General features: G+C 67.4%; 17 protein-coding genes and 2 pseudogenes. 7 read left to right on the forward strand and 12 right to left on the reverse strand.

The window, feature by feature from the left end:
- Positions 1–19 precede the first annotated feature (19 nt).
- Positions 20–1,117 (reverse strand): phosphoribosylformylglycinamidine cyclo-ligase, encoded by a 1,098-nt coding sequence (purM, locus tag ABH933_RS34475; protein WP_429423886.1) that lies wholly within the window; start codon positions 1,115–1,117, stop codon positions 20–22.
- Positions 1,118–1,557: 440 nt separating this feature from the next.
- Here purM and ABH933_RS34480 point away from each other — a divergent pair, with 440 nt between their 5' ends.
- The 4 genes from ABH933_RS34480 (at position 1,558) to ABH933_RS34495 (ending at position 4,827) form a co-directional block, all read left to right on the forward strand.
- Positions 1,558–2,424, forward strand: a complete 867-nt coding sequence (locus ABH933_RS34480) for an alpha/beta fold hydrolase (protein ID WP_429423887.1) — start codon at positions 1,558–1,560, stop codon at positions 2,422–2,424.
- Positions 2,411–3,022, forward strand: coding sequence for a TetR/AcrR family transcriptional regulator (locus tag ABH933_RS34485; protein ID WP_429423888.1), 612 nt, complete (start codon positions 2,411–2,413; stop codon positions 3,020–3,022). Before ABH933_RS34480 ends, ABH933_RS34485 begins: the two co-directional genes overlap by 14 nt.
- Positions 3,023–3,191: 169 nt before the next feature.
- Complete coding sequence (locus ABH933_RS34490; RefSeq protein ID WP_429423889.1) at positions 3,192–3,887, forward strand: cupin domain-containing protein; 696 nt, start codon at positions 3,192–3,194, stop codon at positions 3,885–3,887.
- Positions 3,888–4,095: 208 nt separating this feature from the next.
- Complete coding sequence (locus ABH933_RS34495) at positions 4,096–4,827, forward strand: hypothetical protein (protein ID WP_429423890.1); 732 nt, start codon at positions 4,096–4,098, stop codon at positions 4,825–4,827.
- 25 nt (positions 4,828–4,852) lie between these two features.
- On the opposite strand, the gene ABH933_RS34500 is transcribed toward ABH933_RS34495, so the two are convergent.
- Positions 4,853–5,869 (reverse strand): alpha/beta hydrolase, encoded by a 1,017-nt coding sequence (locus ABH933_RS34500; RefSeq protein WP_429423891.1) that lies wholly within the window; start codon positions 5,867–5,869, stop codon positions 4,853–4,855.
- A gap of 449 nt (positions 5,870–6,318) precedes the next feature.
- Positions 6,319–6,993, reverse strand: a complete 675-nt coding sequence (locus ABH933_RS34505) for an NAD(P)-binding domain-containing protein (protein WP_429424056.1) — start codon at positions 6,991–6,993, stop codon at positions 6,319–6,321.
- A gap of 31 nt (positions 6,994–7,024) precedes the next feature.
- On the opposite strand from ABH933_RS34505, the pseudogene ABH933_RS34510 reads away from it, so the two are divergent.
- A pseudogene (locus tag ABH933_RS34510) lies at positions 7,025–7,210 on the forward strand (winged helix-turn-helix transcriptional regulator); the annotation flags it as partial.
- A 13-nt stretch (positions 7,211–7,223) separates the two neighbouring features.
- Here the strand turns inward: ABH933_RS34510 and ABH933_RS34515 are convergent.
- Positions 7,224–7,649: a nuclear transport factor 2 family protein gene (locus tag ABH933_RS34515; RefSeq protein WP_429423892.1), complete on the reverse strand. Its 426-nt coding sequence runs from the start codon at positions 7,647–7,649 to the stop codon at positions 7,224–7,226.
- A gap of 45 nt (positions 7,650–7,694) precedes the next feature.
- Between ABH933_RS34515 and ABH933_RS34520 the strand changes: the two genes are divergently transcribed.
- Positions 7,695–8,246 carry a winged helix-turn-helix transcriptional regulator gene (locus ABH933_RS34520; RefSeq protein WP_429423893.1) on the forward strand — a complete coding sequence of 184 codons (552 nt, stop codon included), beginning with the start codon at positions 7,695–7,697 and terminating at the stop codon, positions 8,244–8,246.
- 45 nt (positions 8,247–8,291) lie between these two features.
- Here the strand turns inward: ABH933_RS34520 and ABH933_RS34525 are convergent.
- The 3 genes and pseudogenes from ABH933_RS34525 to ABH933_RS34535 form a co-directional block, all read right to left on the reverse strand.
- Positions 8,292–8,393: pseudogene (locus tag ABH933_RS34525) on the reverse strand (HPF/RaiA family ribosome-associated protein); the annotation flags it as partial.
- A gap of 95 nt (positions 8,394–8,488) precedes the next feature.
- Positions 8,489–10,054: an apolipoprotein N-acyltransferase gene (gene lnt, locus ABH933_RS34530; protein WP_429423894.1), complete on the reverse strand. Its 1,566-nt coding sequence runs from the start codon at positions 10,052–10,054 to the stop codon at positions 8,489–8,491.
- A 406-nt stretch (positions 10,055–10,460) separates the two neighbouring features.
- Positions 10,461–10,667 (reverse strand): hypothetical protein, encoded by a 207-nt coding sequence (locus tag ABH933_RS34535; RefSeq protein WP_429423895.1) that lies wholly within the window; start codon positions 10,665–10,667, stop codon positions 10,461–10,463.
- 301 nt (positions 10,668–10,968) lie between these two features.
- On the opposite strand from ABH933_RS34535, the gene ABH933_RS34540 reads away from it, so the two are divergent.
- Entirely contained in the window at positions 10,969–11,412 is a 444-nt protein-coding gene (locus ABH933_RS34540) for an Hsp20/alpha crystallin family protein (RefSeq protein WP_429423896.1), read from the forward strand.
- Between the two features lie 226 nt (positions 11,413–11,638).
- Here ABH933_RS34540 and ABH933_RS34545 read toward each other — a convergent pair whose 3' ends face one another.
- The 5 genes from ABH933_RS34545 to purF form a co-directional block, all read right to left on the reverse strand.
- Positions 11,639–13,465 carry an ABC transporter ATP-binding protein gene (locus ABH933_RS34545; protein ID WP_429455206.1) on the reverse strand — a complete coding sequence of 609 codons (1,827 nt, stop codon included), beginning with the start codon at positions 13,463–13,465 and terminating at the stop codon, positions 11,639–11,641.
- Positions 13,458–14,438 carry an ABC transporter permease gene (locus tag ABH933_RS34550; RefSeq protein ID WP_429424058.1) on the reverse strand — a complete coding sequence of 327 codons (981 nt, stop codon included), beginning with the start codon at positions 14,436–14,438 and terminating at the stop codon, positions 13,458–13,460. Before ABH933_RS34550 ends, ABH933_RS34545 begins: the two co-directional genes overlap by 8 nt.
- A 17-nt stretch (positions 14,439–14,455) precedes the next feature.
- Positions 14,456–15,463: an ABC transporter permease gene (locus tag ABH933_RS34555; protein ID WP_429424059.1), complete on the reverse strand. Its 1,008-nt coding sequence runs from the start codon at positions 15,461–15,463 to the stop codon at positions 14,456–14,458.
- Positions 15,464–15,552: 89 nt separating this feature from the next.
- Positions 15,553–17,109, reverse strand: coding sequence for an ABC transporter substrate-binding protein (locus ABH933_RS34560; protein ID WP_429423898.1), 1,557 nt, complete (start codon positions 17,107–17,109; stop codon positions 15,553–15,555).
- 319 nt (positions 17,110–17,428) lie between these two features.
- Positions 17,429–19,006, reverse strand: coding sequence for an amidophosphoribosyltransferase (purF, locus tag ABH933_RS34565; protein ID WP_215916105.1), 1,578 nt, complete (start codon positions 19,004–19,006; stop codon positions 17,429–17,431).
- Positions 19,007–19,065 lie beyond the last annotated feature (59 nt).

Raw genomic sequence — 19,065 nt, forward strand, 5'->3', positions numbered from 1 at the left:
CGTCAATGCGGCGCGTCGCTCAGAAGCGCGGGTGTTCGCCCAGGAGAACCACGCGGTCGGCGTCGGCGTCCTTGGCCTTCTTGACCGTGCCGAGCGTCCAGCAGGCGATGTGGCGGGCGGTGAGCACGGCCAGCGCGCGCTCGGCGTCCTCCGGGGCGACGACGGCGACCATGCCGACGCCCATGTTGAACGTCTTCTCCATCTCGATGCGCTCCACACGGCCGCGCTGGGCGATCAGCTTGAAGATCGGCGCGGGATTCCAGGTGCCGCGGTCGAGTTCGGCGACCAGTCCGGCGGGCACGACCCGGGCCAGGTTGCCGGCCAGCCCGCCGCCGGTGACATGCGCGAACGTGCGCACATCGGTCTCAGCGATCAGGGCCAGGCAGTCCTTGGCGTAGATCTTGGTGGGCTCGAGCAGCTCCTCGCCCAGCGTGCGGCCGAACTCCTCGACGTGCCCGCTCAGCGACATCCGGTCGATGTCCAGCAGCACCTTGCGCGCGAGGCTGTAGCCGTTGGAGTGCAGGCCCGTGGAGCCCATGGCGATCACCACGTCACCGGGACGCACCCGCTCGGGGCCCAGCACGGCCTCGGCCTCCACGACGCCGACCCCGGTGGCCGAGATGTCGTAGTGGTCGTCCCCCATCAGCCCGGGGTGTTCGGCGGTCTCGCCGCCCAGCAACGCACAGCCCGCCTGAATGCAGCCCTCCGCGATGCCGGACACGATCTGGGCGACCCGCTCGGGCACCACCTTTCCCACGGCGATGTAGTCCTGCAGGAACAGTGGTTCGGCGCCGCACACGACCAGGTCGTCCACGACCATCGCGACGAGGTCGAGGCCGACGGTGTCGTGCTTGTCCATCGCCTGCGCTACCGCGAGTTTGGTGCCGACGCCGTCGGTGGAGGAGGCCAGCAGCGGCTCGCGATAACCACCCTTGAGTGCGAACAGCCCGGCGAAACCGCCGAGCCCGCCCTGCACCTCGGGCCGGCTGGCTTTGCGGGCCAGGGGGGCGAACAGCTCGACCGCGCGGTCACCCGCCTCGATATCCACGCCTGCGGCGGCGTACGAGGCGCCACCCAGGCCGTCCACACCGGCACCACTCGGGGTCTGCTCAGTCATTTTCGGGGAAAGCTCCAAACCGAATCGGCGGATAGATGCCTGATCACGCTACCGGAGCCGGGTAACGGGACCGCACCGGTATTGGCTTGGAGTATTGACAAAAGCTCGGCAATCCGGTGACGCCGTCGTCCAGGGGCCTTGCGAACTAGCACCGGCACCGCGCGGGTTCGGTCGAATCCGGCGGCCCGCCAGTTGATTCCGCCGCGCCGACTCGGCCGTCTCGCGTCGTTACGGCAGGTTCTCGGCCGAGCCCTGCCCGCTCGACCGGGCCGAACGCTTCCGGTGACATCCCCCAGCACGCGAAGCTCGGGACAGGGGTGGCGGAAGCGCGCGCCACGGCGGCTCGAGCACGCCATCGTGGGCGCGCTCCTCCCATCCATTGACATACATACTGTATGTATGTGAATCTGACGGTATCGACTCGACTACCGGAGGCTCAGATGGCAACCAGCAGCGCACTCGGCCCTATCGATCACGTAGATCTGCCCGGCGGGCGGATCGCCTATCACGACACCGGTTCCGGCGACCCGGTCGTCTTCGTGCACGGGCTCCTGGTCAACGCCGATCTATGGCGCAAGGTCGTGCCGGGCGTCGCGGCGGCCGGGCACCGCTGCCTCGCACCGGACTGGCCCTTCGGCGCGCACACGATTCCCGTGCCCGGCGCGGACCTTTCGCCCACCGGCGCGGCGGACCTGATCGCCGCCTTCCTCGAGCGCCTGGACCTGCGCGATGTCACCCTGGTGGCCAACGACACCGGCGGCGCGATCACCCAGATCCTGTTGACCCGCAACCGGTCCCGGATCGCCCGCGTCGTGCTGACCGACTGCGACGCCTACGACAAGTTCTTCCCGCAGCCGTTCACCCCGCTGCCCCGCCTGGTGGCGATCCCGGGGCTACTGCGTGCGATGCTGGCGTCGATGCGCTTCAAGCCCGCCCTGCGGCTGCCGATCGCTTTCGGCCTGGTGACCAAGCGGCTGCCGCCCGCCGAGATCACCGACTCGTATCTGCTGCCCAGCCGCAGGTCCGCCGAGGTGCGCGCCGACCTGCGCCGGTTCCTGCGCGGGGTGCACAAGCGCTACACCCTGGCCGCGGCGGAGCGCTTCCCGGAGTTGGATCTGCCGGTTCTGCTGGCCTGGGCGAGCGAGGACAAGGCCTTCAAGCCGTCCTTCGCGCGACGCCTGGCACAGGACCTGCCCAATGCGACGCTGCGGATGATCGACGATTCGTACACCTTCATCTCTGAGGACCGTCCCGAGTTGCTCACCGAGTTGATCGTGGAGTTCACTCGGCTGCATGCCACGCCGTAGTCAGGAGGATCGCTCCCGCACCACCCGGACCGCACTCGAACAGGCCGGTCGCCGGCTGTTTGCCGAGCGCGGGTACGCGGGCGTCTCGGCCGAGGAGATCGTCACCGAGGCCGGGGTCACCCGTGGCGCGCTGCACCACCACTACGGCGACAAGCGGGGACTGTTCCTGGTCGTGCTAGAACAACTGGAGGCGGACAACACCGCCGAGATCACCCGCGCCATCGAGGAACTGCCCGATCCGAACGACCTCATGGCCGCGATGGCCGCGGGCCTGCGCGTCTTCCTGAACCTCAGCAGCCGCGCCGAGAGCGTGCGCATCGCCATGTCCGACGGCCCGACCGTGCTGGGCTGGGAGGGCTGGCGCGAGATGGAAAGCCGCCACGGTCTGGGCCTGATCACCGACCTGCTCGAACGGGGCGTCGCCGCCGGCGTGGCGGTGGCGGCCCCGGTGCGGGTGCTGTCACATCTGATCCTGTCGGCGGTGACGGAGGCGGGCATGCTCGTCGCCAACGCCGAGGATCCCGAAACCACCCGTGCCGAGGCCGAGCAGTGCCTGCTGCTGATGCTGGCCGGGCTGATCCGGATACCCGGCGGCTAGCTGTGTGAGGCCGACTCAGCATCGACGTTCGCTCCGCGGCGGGGAATTGCTCCCCCATGGCGCGTGCGAGTCGCTCGATCCGGACCCGTGATGCCGACGTTAGGCTTTGCCCGATCCACTCCGGCTCGGATGCACCGACGAAAGCCCTTCTGCGGCAGAACGGAGCGACATGTCCGATGTGCAACCTCAGGAACCGCCGGCGGTGAATCGGCGGACCGCCCTCGGGACGGGTGCGGCGGCGCTGGGCGGGGCGGCGCTCGGAGCAGGTTTGACCGCGGCCGCAGCCTGCGCCGAGACCACCCCGAGCGCACTGCCGAGCGCGAGCGATGTCGACGCCAATCTCAACAACTCACCGCATCTGTTTCACCTCACCGCCGCCGATCCGGACCGGTACAGCGGCGGCACTCTGCAAGGCGCGCACGAACAGAACTTCCCGGTGCTCGCCGGACAAAACGGCGCGGCCTACTTCGTCCGGCTACAGCCCGGCGGAATCCGCGAACCCCACTGGCATCCCACCGCATGGGAACTCAACTACCACATTTCCGGCACCGCGAAATGGACCCTGCTGGGCACTCATCCGGACGGCAGCTATCACACCGACGTGTTCGAGGCACACGCCGGTGATCTCGTCTTCGCCCCGCAAGGGTTCTTCCACTATTTCGAAAACGCCCGCACCGACGCCCCGCTAGAACTGCTCATCGTCTTCAACTCCAGCGCCCCCGAGAACAGTGACGACATCGGCCTGCTCGGCGCGCTGAACTCGATCCCTCGGGATGTCGCCGCCACCGTGCTCGGCGTTCCCGTCTCGACCTTGAACGCCATCCCCACCGACGTCAAACCGATCGTGATCACCGCTCGACGCTGACAGGCGCAGGCGTATCCCATCGAGCGAGTGGCGGCCGAGAGGGCGGGCATGAGCCGATGCCGACTGCGCTCAGCTGCATCCACCGAAGTAATCGCGTCGTACATCACATGCCGGAGTTACTCTGCAGCTATCATCTGTGCTGCATGTGTCCGATAACCAGTGGGCCAGGAGAGCTATTCCCAGTCGAATCCAGCGAGAGGGTAGTCGCATGACTCGTCGGTATAGAGAATCCACGACCAGCGCGTCGCGACGCGCCCTGCTGTCGATCGTCGGCGCGATACCGCTTGCCGTCGCGGTGACCTACTCGAGCGCCACGGGCGCCGCCGCCGCGCAGCCCAGCGTTGCGGCTCCCCCGCCCCTCGAGCAGCTCCGGAGCAGCACCGTGCAGCACATCGTCACCCAGCGTGCGATCGGAACTTCAGCCGTGTGGGGACCTGGTCGGGTGCACTACGGCATGGTGGCGCCCGCACCCGTACTCGCACCGGGCGGCGTGCCCGGTCGCGGCTCTCAGGCAGAGAACGCCACAGCCGCTACCAGGGCGTCGATCCGCGCCGGGCTGCACCCGGCGGTCGACGGCAACTATTCGGACAGGGTCACCCGGATGACGAGGGATGGCGGCACCGCCGGTCTCGTCATCGGCGCGGTCGCGGGAGCTATACCGGCCGCGCTGTTCGGGGCCATACCGGGAGCGATTATCGGCGCTACGGTCGGTGCAATTGCCGGCGGGACCATGGGCGGTGTGGCCATGGGCATTCCGACTCTGGGTATGGGCGCACCCTTGGGAATGATGGGCGGCGCCCTCGCGGGCGCCGGCGCCGGCGCCGCGGTAGGCGCCGTAGTCGGCGCAGTAGTGGCCGCTGTTCCCACCGCCATCATCACCGGAGCCACAGGCTACGCGCTCGGCGCAGCCACCGGGACCGGCAACGGTTCGCAGAGCTGAGAAACCGTCCAGTGCTAGGGAGCGTTCACGCCCTGCGGGCGCTCGCTCCGACCTCCACCCGGGAGCGGGTGAAACGCGCCGCCCGTGCCAGCGCGGCGCGGCTCTCGGGCAGGTCGGGCAGGATGCTCATGAACGCGTGCACCTGCCCACGCCACAATTCCAGCGAATTCGGCACACCGGCCGCAGTCAATCGCTGCGCCATCAGCTCGCAGTCATACCGCAGCAGCTCGTCCTCACCGACCATCAGCAGCACCGGCGGCAAGCCCGCCAGCGACCCGTTCACCGGCGACAGTGCCGGATCGACCTGCCCGTCCACCTTGGCGCCGTAGTGCACCATGCGCCGCACCGCCGACATCGGAATGTAGGCGTCGCGGCCGACATTGCAGTAATCCTGCTTGGCGTGGTGGTCCAGGTCCAACAGCGGTGACAGGCCGATCAGCCCGGCCGGAACGGGCAATCCGTGGAGGTTCGCCTGCAGGGCTGTCGCGAAACTCAGGAACCCACCGGCCGAATCGCCGGCGAACACGGTCCGGGCCGGATCGGCACCGTGCCGCAACAACCATCGATATGCGGTCAGGCAGTCCTGGATCGAACCGGTGATGGTCGTGCCCGGTAGCTGCCGGTATTCCACGTTCACCACGGGCAGTCCGGTGCGCCGGGCCAAACTGGCGGCGATCGGCCGGTGCGAATCCAGCCCGCACATGAAGAAGGCACCGCCGTGCATGTACATCACCGCGCCCTCGCGCAACGACCGCCGTCGACCCGCCGGATGCAGGATCTCCATTCGGAACCCCTTCAGGCGTATCTGCTCGCGCTCCACCCCGCGCGGCGCCGGGCGCACCCGCGCCAGGCCGTCCAGGACGGTGCGAGCGACCGGCATCGTTACCGGGTGGATCGGGTAGTGCCGTACGACCGGGGCAACCACGCCACGACAGGCAAGCCGCAGTGCCTGTGAACACAGGCTGGTTCGACCCGGGTTGACGACCGTGCCGGATTCGCGGCCCGGCTCGGGCACAGGTTCCACGGCCGGAACAGTCACCATCGCGCACCTACGTCACTACCAGCACAGCCGAGCCGTCCACGGCCCAGCGCGGGGCCGAGCGCCCCCGGCGGCAATGGCGTGTCGTCGGAACGCACATATCGGCAGGCAAGCGGTGAGAGTGCAGTCATCAGCAGGATCCGTGTTCTGGTCACGCGGCCGCGCGGAGCTCTCCCCGCCGGCCGGACAAGTTGTGGTGTGGATGTGTAATCGCAGGGCGGCGCGTGCGCGTCCGCGTGCAGCCGGACCCGGCATGCTGCCGAGTGCGGCCGTCGCATTATTGGGTTGCCGAATTGCTGTGGCAGGTAAGCTCTCGACTCGTTGCGCTACGCAAGGTGATCGTCAGCCGAACTTGTTATCAAGTCGTTATTGTAATGCGACTCCGGCGTGACAGTCAATGCTCAACATTCCCGTACTTGCTGGTAGCGCGGCCACCGAGGAGCCCCGAGTCGTTACATATACCGTTCATCGAGACTGCCACCGCCCGTTTCCCGGCCACCACCGACTGTCACCTCGGCCGCGCGGAAGCTCTCGTAGATTCGTGAGAATCCTTCGGAACCGTGTCCGGCGGCGACCTGCCGGCCGATCAGCGCCTGCACCGCGGCGAGCGTCGCCGGGTTCACCCCCTGCTCGTCGCTGGCGCGCACGATGTACCACAGATCGGAGAAGTCCAGGCTCTGCTGGCCGGCAACGGCGTAGTCACCGCCGTCGATAATCCGCGCGAAGCCAGCGAAACTGCCGGTCATGGCACTGATGAACGGAGTCGTGCGAGCGGCGAACTCCATCGCGGTCATGCCTTCCGAGCCGACCATCGCAGCGCCGTGAATGAAGCCGGCGAACATCTGGTACATCGCGGACAGCATGGCAAGGTCGATCAGCGACGCCCTGCCCGCATCCGAACCGTCGAAGATGCTGGTTGCCCACGTGTCGAGGACTTTGCGGTGCTGGTCGAAGGCGGCCTGCGAGCCGCTGTAGAAGACCTGCGCGCCGGGTGATCCGATCATGGCGGGCACGGCCAGGATGGCGCCGTCGAGATAGTCGATCCCGTGCTCGGCGGCCCACGCAGCGAGCTCGCGCGCCTCGTTCGGAGTGGTTGTGGTGAGGTTGACCAGCGTCTTGCCGCGCAGCTGAGCGACGACGGGGTCGAGGGTGTGGCGTCTCGTCCACCGCGAGGTCTACGCGGAAGTGCCACCAAAGGTCGAATACTCCCTCACCGAGGCAGGTGCCTCCCTCAACGAGGCCCTCCGCCCGCTCGGCCGGTGGGGTCGGGAACGACTCCGCCGAGCACGTCTCGAGGTCACCGATACCGACACCCCGCAGACCGTGACGTCAACAACGTCCTGAGCTCGCTGTGGCGTTATGGGCGCTGGGCGAGTTGTTGTGCGTCCAGGGCGCGTTGGAGTGTCAGGGTGTCTTCCAGGACGAGGTCGTCCACCAGGCGGCCCCAGCGCAGGGTGATCCACTGCATCGCGGTGTTGCGGTAAGGGGTGCCGTCGGCGAGCGTGGCGCTCGCGCGTAAGTGGACCGCCACCTTGGTATTCCACGGCCAGCCGCCGGCTACCACGTCCACCAATTCGAGGCGGACGCCGGGCAGGAGGCGGTCGAATCGGGTGAACCAATCTCGGAAGGCCTCCCGGCCGCGGACGTCGGCGCCGAGCGGCGTATCACCGAGGAATCGGAAGTGGACATCCGGGGCGGCCATCGACACCGCGGCGTCGTGGTCGCCGCTGCCGGTGCGGCGCCAGGTTCTGCGGACCAGGAATCGTACGATGGCGTGGTACATAATAGGACTGTAAACAGCTAGGTTGCTAAAAGCAAGGGACTGGATGTGGCGAGGACAGACTTTCACGAGATCGCGTGCTCGATCGCGCGGTCGGCGTCGATCGTGGGCGATCCGTGGGCGCTGTTGATACTTCGCGACGCCGCTCTGGGGCTGCGGCGCTTCGAAGAGTTGCAGCGGGATCTCGGGGTGGCCACCAATGTGCTGAGCCAGCGGCTGCAACGGCTGGTGGATGGTGGTGTGCTGCAACGTCATTTGTACGAGCAGCGGCCCGACCGCTACGAGTATCACCTGACCGACAAGGGGCGCGATCTGATTCCAGCGCTGTTCGCGCTCATGGCATGGGGTGACCGGTGGGAGTCCGGGCAGCAGGGGCCGCCGTTACTGCTGCGGCACCATACCTGCGGCGAGCAGGCCAATGCGGCGGTGACATGCGATCGCTGCGGCACCGCACTCACTGCCGAATCCGTTGCATATCAACCGGGTCCGGGTGGTCGGACCGCCGATGGCACGGCGTTGGTCGCGACGGTATTGAGCCGACGCACGGGGGACGCAAGCCGCGGCGAGCTGTCAGCAGACCACGGCGACCCATCGGAATGACTTGTGGTGCCGGTCATCGTGAGCCGGTCGGCGGCCATGGCGGGGTCAGGCGCTGGGGGTGAGCAGTCCGTAGTGGCCGTCATAACGGTGGTAGAGCACGCAGCCGCGGTGACACGCGGGGTCGCGGAAGAACACGAACGGCCACCCGTACTCGCATGAGAGGAGTGTGCCCGTGTCACAGTGCCGTCCAGAAGAGCCGGAGGTCACCGGCTCGAGGCCTCGCACATCGCCCAGAGGCCAGGTCACGCAGGAAATCCGGCGGATCGGGCCGCGAGGATCACGGTGGCGGCGGTGACCACGACAGCAGTCCAGGGTATGTAGTCACCGAGGCGGTCGTAGGGTGTGCGGTCGGATTGCGGGGGTATGCGGAGGCTCGCGATGATCACGCCGTGTTCGGATTGGCTCAGCCAAGCGAGTCGGCGGCCCTGGGCGTCGAAAGCGGCCGAATCGCCGGTCAGAGCCGCCTGCACGACGGGTCGCCCGGTTTCGGCGGCTCGCACTGCCGCGAGGGCGGCGTGCTGGTCCGGGCCCCAGGTGCCTTGGAAGGTCACGGTCGCGGTCTGGTACACGATCAGATGAGCGCCGAGATTCGTTGCCATCCTCGACATGTCGGGGAAGGTCGATTCGAAGCAAATGAGCACGCCGATCGGTAGGGTCCGCCCGGCCCGGTCGGTCGGCGATAGCAGGTGTGGTCCGATGCCGGGCACCGTGTCGCGGGGTGCTGCCCGGCTGATGCTGGTCAGCCAGCCCAGGTAGCGGCGAAACGGAATGTACTCGCCGAAGGGCACCAACCGGTTCTTCACATACGTGCCCTGCACCCCTTGCGCATTCACCAGGACAGCCATCTTCTGTTTGCCAATTCCCGACACCACCGCGTCCTGATCGACCAGGATGTCGGCGCCGGCCGCCGCGGACAGTGCCCGGATCCGTTCCAGCAGGGCCGGATCGCGATCCAGATCGGTACCGGCGACACTGCTCTCACCCCACACGATCAGGTCCGGCCGCGGATCGCCCGATGCCGAACCGGCCAGTGCGGCTGTCAAGCTGTCCTCGCCCCGGCTCGTGTCCTGGTCCCCGGGCTGCACCAGCGCAATGGTCTCCGTTTCCGCTACTGCGGGTGGGGAGGCGAGCGCGAACAGCAGCGGCCCCGCCCCGATACCGACCATTACCGCCGAGGCCGCCAGGATCGGTGGCAGCACACCACTTTTCGGCACTGGCCGACCGATTCTCGCCGCAGTGCCGGCCGGAGCGAACCAGCGCGGCCGGATCGACACTGCGGCCAGGACAATCCCGGTATCGGTCAGTACGATCGCGGCACCGACCAGCCACATCCCACCCCAAGCGGCCAGCACCAGTACGGCTGGATGCTGCCATTGACCGGCCCCGAGTACCGCCCACGGCCCACCGAACAGCCGCCATGATCGCACCCATTCGGCGAGTATCCAGCAGCTGGGCAGTACGATCGCTGCGGCCGCTGTTCGCGGCACCGTAACCGGCGGGCGGAGCAGGTGCCGCGCGGCCGCACCGAACGGCATCCAGGTAGCTCCGAAGACGATGCCGATGAGAAGCAATCCGGGCCCGATCTCCGGCACGAGCCAGTAGAGGCCCGCGATCAAGTATCCAGCGCCGAACCACCAGGCGCACACCGCGGCTGAACGCGTCGTGCGCGCCCGAATCATCAGTACGAGCCCCGGAACGAGCGCGAACCAGGCCAGCCAGGACAGATTCGGGGCTGGGAATGTCAGGATCGGCAGCGCTCCCGCTAGCAGCCGTGCCACATGCACTGCCGCCGACCGCGAGAAGCGCATCAGCCGCTCCCGGGCACCGCCTATAGACCACGGGGACGTGCCGCCGATGCTCATCGACCCGGGCGCGTCGACGAACGGTGTTGCGGCCGAACGGATTCGTTGATTGTCCGCGGCGATATCCGCGCAGCGGAGGCTGGATCCGGCCGTCCGGTCCGAAGCCGGTCCCGGTCGTGGGATCCCGTCACCGCGCACTGTCCGTCATCGCCCCGACGACCTCCTCGCGCACGCGCGTCACGACCCAGGTCAGCGGATACGAACAAGACCGATGCTCGACAGCAGGATGGTGGAACGTGTCGAGTCCGCGGGCATCGACCGTCGTCGGGACCGGAACCCGCCGGGTGCGAGTCCCCTTGTCCCACGCAGGGCAGTCGGCGTCTCGAGCCGGATCCTCGGGAGCAGCACCGGCTCATCCCTGGGCGCTCCGGGCGGCGCTCGCCGGCTCGCGCGACGATTGCCCGCTGTGCATTCCCGCTATGGTCTCCGCCAGGAGCGGCGCGACCGAGCACACTCGAATCTCCGGCGGCAGGTGGCGGTGCTCGATGGTGTCGGTGTTGGCGAGGGCGTCGGCCAGCCCGAGATTGGCGGTGCCGGCGATGATGCGCAGCGTGCTCATGTTCGGACGATGTCCTTTCCGGTCCCCGCGATGGCAGTCGATGACGTTTCGATATGGTCCAGGGTCGGCGGCCACTCGCCGGTCTCGGCAGGTCCGGTGGTCATCGGCGCCGGAGTCGTTCGTCCCGGCGTGCACTCCGGTAGCAAACCAGCGATGGCGACCTTCCGACGCTCAGGACGGGCCGCATGGACCAGCGCCGAGTTCTAGCTCCCCGCCAGCGGGAATGCTAGATTCATCGATGCACAGCTCACGGCGTCCACCGCCGTGGTGGGCGTCAGTCTTCGATACGGAGGTGGTCCCTGTGCTCAGATTCGATCCGTTCCACGATCTCGACACCGTTGCTCGCCAATTCCTCGGCGACACCGCCGGTTCCGCACGCGCACCACGTTTCATGCCGATGGATTTGTTCCGCGCCGGCGACCACTATGTGCTCAACGCCGATCTGCCCGGGGCGGACCCCGGGTCCATCGACGTCAGCGTCGATCACGGCACCCTGACGTTGCAGGCGCGCCGCAGCCTGCCCGGCGATGAGCACGTGCAATGGCTGGCTTCCGAACGCTTCACCGGCACCTACATGCGGCAGCTGTCGCTCAGCGACGCGGTCGATGCCGATCACATCACCGCGACCTACAGCGACGGCGTCCTGTCGGTCACCCTGCCGATTTCCGAGAAGGCCAAACCACGCCGGATCAGCATCACCGGAACAGGCAAAGCACCGAAGACCATCGAGGCAGGCAAGCGCTGACCAACCTGAGGTGGTTCGGTGACCGGCAGCGCCGCCGGTCACCTCCCAACGACCCTCAGGGCAATCTTGGTCGTGACGGTATTGAGCCCGGAGGCGGCGACCCCCAGTGAGCTATCGGAACAGTGAAACCCCCTTGGGGGTCGACGACCGTCCGGCACCGGCCGCCGACCCTGGCACCGCCTGGTGTCTTCCGGGCGGAATTCGTGGGCGCCACAGCTGATTCGGGTCAGCCTCCGTGGTCGGTCGCGAACAGGGCCGCGGAGGCGGCGCGGCGGCGGCGCTGTTCGGCCGGGTCGGGCACGGGGACGGCCGCGACCAGGCGCTGGGTGTACTCCTGGGCCGGGTGGCGCAGGATCTCGTCGCGGGTACCTTGCTCGACCACGGCGCCGTTGCGCAGCACCATGATCCGGGCAGCGAGCTGATCCACCACGGCCAGGTCGTGACTGATGAACAGGCACGCCCAGCCGAATTCCCGCTGCAGATCGGCGAACAGCTCGAGCACGGTGGCCTGCACGGAGACATCCAGCGCGCTGGTCGGCTCGTCGGCGATCAGCAGATCCGGATTCAGCACCAGGGCCCGCGCCAGGCTCGCGCGCTGCCGCTGCCCGCCCGACAGTTCGTGCGGATAGCGCTTTTCGGTGCCCGTGGGCAGTTGCACCGCGTCCAGGATGGTGCGTACCCGGGTGCGCAACGCCTCGCCAGTGGCCGCGCGGTGCACCACCAGCGGCTCGGCGATGCACTGCCCGACGGTCAGTCGCGGATTCAATGACGTTGCCGGATCCTGGAATACGAAGCCCAGCCGCTTGCGCACCGGGCGCAGCTTGCGCTCCGACAGCCCGGTCAGCTCCCTGCCCTGAATCCGGATGACGCCGGCGGACGGCCGCTGCAAGGCCGCGACGCAGCGACCGATCGTGGTCTTGCCGGACCCGGATTCCCCTACCAAACCGAGGGTTTCGCGCCGGCCAATGGTCAGGCTCACCGCATCGACCGCGCGGAAGGCCGAACGGCCCAGCACCCCGGGGAATTCCACGGTCAGATCGCGAACCTCGAGGACGGTCTCCACCGCCGCATCGGCCGGATCCTTACCTTCCCCCGCCACCTGAGCAGCTGGTATATCCGCTGCCGCACTATCTTCGGCCGCCCGATCGGCACCGAGCACCGAATCCGACTGCGGCGGAATGGGCGACACCGCCTCCTCGCTCGGCGCCAGCCCCGCACCCAGGTGCGGTACGGCGGCATGCAGATCGCGGGTGTACTGCGCCTTCGGCGCGGAAAACAGCTCGTCCACCGGCGCGGTCTCCACGACCTTGCCCGAGCGCATCACCACGACGCGGTCGGCCAGATCGGCGACCACACCCATATTGTGGGTGATCAGCACGATGGCGCTGCCGATGCGATCACGCAGATCGCGTAGCAACTCCAGGATTTCGGCCTGCACGGTGACGTCCAGCGCCGTAGTCGGCTCGTCGGCAATGATCACCTTGGGCTCGCAGGCGATGGCGATCGCGATCATCACGCGCTGCTTCTGCCCGCCCGAGAGCTGATGCGGATAGAAGTCGACCCGATGCTCCGGATTCGGCAGTCCGACCATCCGAAGCAGTTCCACCGCACGGGCTTTCGCGGTCTTGCGCTTCAGGCCGGTATGCGCGCGCAGGGCCTCGCAGATCTGGTATCCGACGGTGAACAGCGGATCCAGGGCCGCGCCGGGCTCCTGAAACACCATCGAGATATCGCCGCCGCGGATCGCGGTCAGCTGCTTCTCCGACATCGCGGTGATCGTGTCGGCTCCGACCGTAACCAGCCCCTTGACGCGAGCGGTCTTGGGCAGCAGGCCGATCGCGGTGCGCGAGCTCACCGATTTACCGGATCCGGACTCGCCGACGATGGCCAGTACCTCGCCCGGATAGACCTCGTACGACACGTCGTCGACCGCGTTGACCGCGCCCGCATCGGTCGCGAAGGTGACCGACAGTGACCGAATCGCCAGGGCCGTCGGGCGACCCGAGGTACCCTCCTGCGCCACCACAGCGGGTTCGCCGTTCGATTCAGTCATCCTTGCCCTCCTGAGCCACTCCGTCGGCGGGGGCCGCATCGACGTTCCGCCGGGTGCGCAGCAGCGGGTTGAGTACCTCGTTGAGGCTCTCGCCCACCATCGTCATTCCGAGCACGATCAGCACGATCGCGACACCGGGAAATATGCCGGTCCACCAGATCCCGTCGGACACATCGGCCAGCGCCTTGTTCAGGTCGTAGCCCCATTCGGCGGCCTGGGTCGGCTCGATGCCGTAACCCAGGAATCCCAGCGCGGCCAGCGTCAGGATCGCCTCGGAGCCGTTGAGGGTGATGATCACCGGCAGCGACTGGGTGACGTTGGGGAAGATGTGCCGGAACAGGATTCGCCCGATGGGCGCGCCGGTGACCCGGGCGGCATCGACGTAGGGTTCGGTCTTCACCGCCACCGTCGCATTGCGCACCACCCGGAAGTATTGCGGCACATAGATCACCGTGATCGCCACGGCCGCGGACAGCACGCCGCCGAAGCTCGACGAGTTGCCGCCCGCCACCACGATCGACACCACGATCGCCAGCAGCAGCGTCGGGAACGCGTAGATCGCGTCCATGAACAGCACCAGCACCCGGTCCACCCAGCGCCCGACATAGCCGGACACCAAACCCAGCGGCACGCCGACGATCAGCGAGAGCACCAGCGAGATCGCGATGACGATCAGCGCCGTGCGCGCACCGTAGACCACGCGGGAGAACACGTCCTCCCCGCGCACCGAGGTGCCGAACCAGTGCTGCGCCGAGGGCGCCTGCTGGCGCACGAAATCCACGCCGTGATCGGAGATCTGGGCGAATCCGTAGGGCGCGATCAGCGGCGCGAACAGCGCGACGATTACGAACAGCCCGATCAAGGCGAGCCCGCAGATCAGCGTCACCCGCTGCAGTCCCGAGGTGAGCGAGAACAGCTTCAGCCCGGGAATCCCGCGCCGGGGCACGGCCGGAACCACAACCGGCTCGGCCATCAATTCAGGAGCGGTCACTAGAACCTCACCCTCGGATCAATAAGAGCCACAACAACATCCACCAGGAAGCTCACCACAGCGACGATCAGCGCGAGGAACGCGACGATGCCCTGCACCGCGACGAAGTCCCGCGCCTGCAGATACTGCGCCAGCTGATACCCCAGGCCCTTCCATTCGAACGTGATCTCGGTGAGCACGGCGCCGCCGAGCATCATCGCGATCTGCATGCCCATCACCGTGACGATCGGAATCATCGCGTTGCGGAACGCATGTCGGCCCGTCACGACCCGATCCGAGAGCCCGCGGGCACGTGCGGCGTCGACGAAATCGCTGCGCAGCGTCTGGATCAGGTTGATCCGCACGAGCCGCAGGAATATGCCCGCGGTCAGCAGCCCGAGCGTGATCGCGGGCAGGATGGCGTGTTTCACCACGTCGAGCAGATATCCGTTGTCGCCGTACAGGATCGCGTCGATGAACAGGATGTTCGTCTTCGGCGAGACGTTCTGCAGCGCGAGTTCGACATTGGTGCTGGCCCGCCCGGCCACAGGCAGCCAGCCCAGTTTCACCGCGAACACCAGCTTGAGCAGCAGGCCGACGAAGAACACCGGCGCGGCGTAGACCAGGATCGCGAACAGCCGCAGCCCCACATCGGCCGCCTTGTCCCGCCGCTTGGCGGCCACCCGACCCAGCGGCACGCCGACCAGGAACGCCACGATCAACGCCCAGAACACCAGCTCCAGCGTCGCCGCGCCGTAGCTGACGACGACGTGACCGATGGCCTGATTGTCCTGAGTACGACCGAAATTCCCGCGCACGATCCCGGAGATGTACTGCCAGTACTGGGTCAGGATGGGCCGGTCGTAGCCGGCCGCGTGCTTGCGCGCGGCGATCTGGTCCGGTGGCAGCCGCCCGCCCAGCGCGGCACTGATCGGATCGCCCACGACCCGCATCAGGAAGAACACCACCGTGACCAGAATCCAGGCCGTCGGGATGATCAGCAGCAGCCGCACGCCCAGGTAGCGCAGTAGCGCGCCGTAACGAGATCCACCGCGGCGCGGCGCCTTCGAGCGAGCAGGAGCCGGGGCGGCCGGCTCCCGCTCGGTGGTTACGGTCGTCACTTGCTCAGCACGCTGAAGCGGAACTTGGTCGACGGGTCGAGCGTGGTGTCCACACCCTGCACGCTCTTGGTCGCGACCGCGATCTGCTTACCCGAGAGCAGCGGAATGATCGACAGGAACTTCTGCGCCATGTCCGTCTGGATCTGCTGGATGATCGCGGCGCGCTTGTCCTTGTCGGGCTCGGTGGCCTCGGCGGTCAGCTGCGCGGTCAGGCCCGGATCCTCGAAGTGGTTCTGCAGGAAGTTGTTCGGCGCGAAGAACGGGGTCAGGTAGTCGTCCGCGTCCGGGTAGTCCGGGAACCAGCCCATCTGGAAGACCGGGTAGCCGTCCTTCACCCGCTCCTTGTTGTAGGTCACCCATTCGGTGGACTGCAGGTTGACCTTGAACAGTCCGGTGGCCTCGAGCTGATTCTTGATCGCGGCGTACTCCTCGGAACTGCTGGAGCCGTAGTGATCCGGGTTGTACTGCAGGTTCAGCGTCACCGGGGTCTGCACGCCGGCGTCGGACAGGAACTTGGCCGCCTGGTCCTTGTTGGGCTTGTCGCCGTAGATGGCCTTGTACGGCTCGATCGCGCCCGGATAGGCCGACGGCACAGGCGAATACGCGGGCTGATAGGTGCCCTTGTACACGCCGGTGGACAGCGCGTCGCGGTCGATGCTGGAGGCCACCGCCTTGCGGACCGCCAGCTTCTGGTCGGGAGTACCGCCCGGCATCGTATTCATGTTGAACACGATGTAGCGCAGCTCACCGCCGGGACCCGAGTGCACGGCCACCTTGCCGTCCTTACCCAGAGAATCCAGGTCGGTCGGGCTCAGGCTGCGATACGCGACATCGATGTTGCCGTTCTGAATGTCCAGCTTGAGGTTGTCGCTGGAGGCGTAGTACTTCTCGGACACCGTCGCGGTCTTCGGCTTGCCGAGGATGCCGCTGTAGCCCGGATTCGCCTGGTACTGAACGAGCTTGTTCTTGTCGTAGCTGGTGATGGTGTACGGGCCGGAGTATCCCTTGCCCTTGACGACCGCGTCGTCCTCCAGCACCTTGTCGGCCGGGAACACCTTCTCGTCGACGATCGGCCCGGCCTGCGTGGCCAGCACCGGCGCGAAGGTCTGATCGTTGGCGTTCTTGAGAGTGAACACCACGGTGTCGGCGTTGAGGACATCTGTGTGATCCAGGTTGCCCAGCAGCGAGGCCGGACCGTTCGGATCGTTGATCTTGAGCATGCGGTCGAAGGAGAACTTCACGCTGGTCGCGGTCAGCGGATCGCCGTTGGCGAACTTCAGGCCCGGCTTCAGCGTGCAGGAAAACGTGGTGGGTGTGGCGAAAGCGCACTGCTGCGCGGCGTCGGGAGTCGCGGTCGTCGCGCCCGGAGCGAAGTTCAGCAGGTGCTGGTAGAGCTGGGTCTCGGGCACGTACGAGCCCTGATCGTAGGCCGCGGCCGGATCCAGGGAGTAGATCTTGTCGGTGGTCCCGATGACCAGGCCGGCGCCGCCGCCCCCGCCGTTGGTGCGCCCGGACCCGCATCCGGCGACCGCGAACAGCGCAAGACCCGCCATCCCAACCGCCGTAATTGATTTCACTCGACCCGACCGGGTCGTCGACGCCTGTGTCGCCGCTCGTCGCATGACTGTCCTCACCTCGCAACGCGGCACGCGCCACCCTGGATCACAGGGCGGTGCGGCCGCGGTGAACTTCGATATGGCGGGACAGTACCGCCAGCGCGTTACCGATATGTTGCGTTTCGCAACAATTGGTAGTCAAAGCGGTGCGACTGGTAGTCACTCCGACAAGCAGACGGCCGGAATCCCTATCAGGATCCCGGCCGAATGTGGCTCGTGCGAGCGGATGCTGCCTTCGGGGGCGGGGTGGGTGAACTCAGGGGCGGCTCAGCGCGCTCGCGTTCGCGTTCGCGCCGAGCAGCTCCGATTCCGACTTGTTGCCGAGGATCCCTTCGAGCACATTTTTCCCGATCGCGGCCTCGGTCGGCAGCGGAATCGGGTAGTTCCCGTCGAAACAGGCGCAGCACAGCCGCGAGCGCGGCTGCTCGGTGGCCGCGACCATGCCGTCGAGGGAGACGTAGCCCAGGCTGTCGGCGCCGATGGAGCGCCGCACGTTCTCCACCATCTCCTCGAGCGTGCCCTCGGAATCAGCCCCGTTGGCGATCAGCTCCGCGCGCGAGGCGAAGTCGATGCCGTAGAAGCACGGCCACTTCACCGGGGGCGAAGCGATGCGGACGTGGATCTCGAGCGCGCCGGCCTCGCGCAGCATGCGGATCAGCGCGCGCTGGGTGTTGCCGCGAACAATCGAATCGTCCACCACGACCAGCCGTTTGCCGCGGATCACCTCGCGCAGCGGGTTGAGCTTGAGCCGGATACCGAGCTGGCGGATGGTCTGGCTGGGCTGAATGAAGGTGCGCCCGACGTAGGCGTTCTTCATCAGGCCCTGACCGTAGGGAATGCCCGAGCCCTGCGCGTAGCCGACGGCGGCCGGGGTGCCCGACTCGGGCACCGGGATGACCAGATCGGCCTCGACCGAGTGCTCCTTGGCCAGGCGGCGGCCGATGTCCACGCGGGTGGCGTGCACCGAGCGGCCCGAGATGGTGCTGTCGGGCCGGGCCAGATAGACGTATTCGAAGACGCAACCCTTGGGCTCGGGGTTCGCGAACCGCGAGGAGCGCACCCCGTCGGCATCGATCGCCAGCAGTTCACCGGGCTCGATCTCGCGCACGAAGGCCGCGCCGACGATGTCCAGGGCCGCGGTCTCGCTGGCAACCACCCAGCCGCGATCCAGGCGGCCCAGGCACAGCGGGCGCACCCCGTGCGGATCGCGCGCGGCGTAGAGGGTGTGCTCGTCCATGAAGGTCAGGCAGAACGCGCCACGCAGGGTGGGCAGCAGCTCCATGGCCGCCTGCTCAATGCTCTTGTCTGCCGCCGCGTGGGCCAGCAGCGCGGTCATCACGTCCGAGTCCGAGGTGGCCGCAACCGATCCCGGCATCCGGTTGATCAGACCGAATTCCCGTGCACGCGAGGCCAATTCGGCAGTATTGACGAGATTTCCGTTGTGGCCCAGCGCAAGTCCGGTGCCCACCGCGGTCGTGCGGAAGATCGGCTGGGCATTCTCCCAGGTCACCGCGCCGGTGGTGGAGTAGCGGCAGTGGCCGATCGCGACGTGCCCGGGCATGGCGGCGAGGGTCTGCTCGTCGAATACCTGACTCACCAGGCCCAGATCCTTGAACACCAGCACCTGCGAGCCGTCGGCGACGGCGATGCCGGCCGCCTCCTGCCCGCGGTGTTGCAGCGCATACAGGCCGTAGTAGGTGAGTTTGGCCACATCCTCGCCGGGAGCCCAGACGCCGAAGACGCCGCACTCCTCCCGGGGCTCGTTTTCGGGCTGATCCGAGGCGGACACATCTGGCTGTTTCGGGCTCTCGACCGACAAATCGGTGTTGGTCACCGTTTGCTCCCTGTTCGGCGGGCTGGTGGCAACGATCATTCTACGGGTCACCCGCGCGA

Source organism: Nocardia sp. GP40 (genome assembly GCF_050434125.1).
GTDB lineage: Bacteria > Actinomycetota > Actinomycetes > Mycobacteriales > Mycobacteriaceae > Nocardia > Nocardia albiluteola.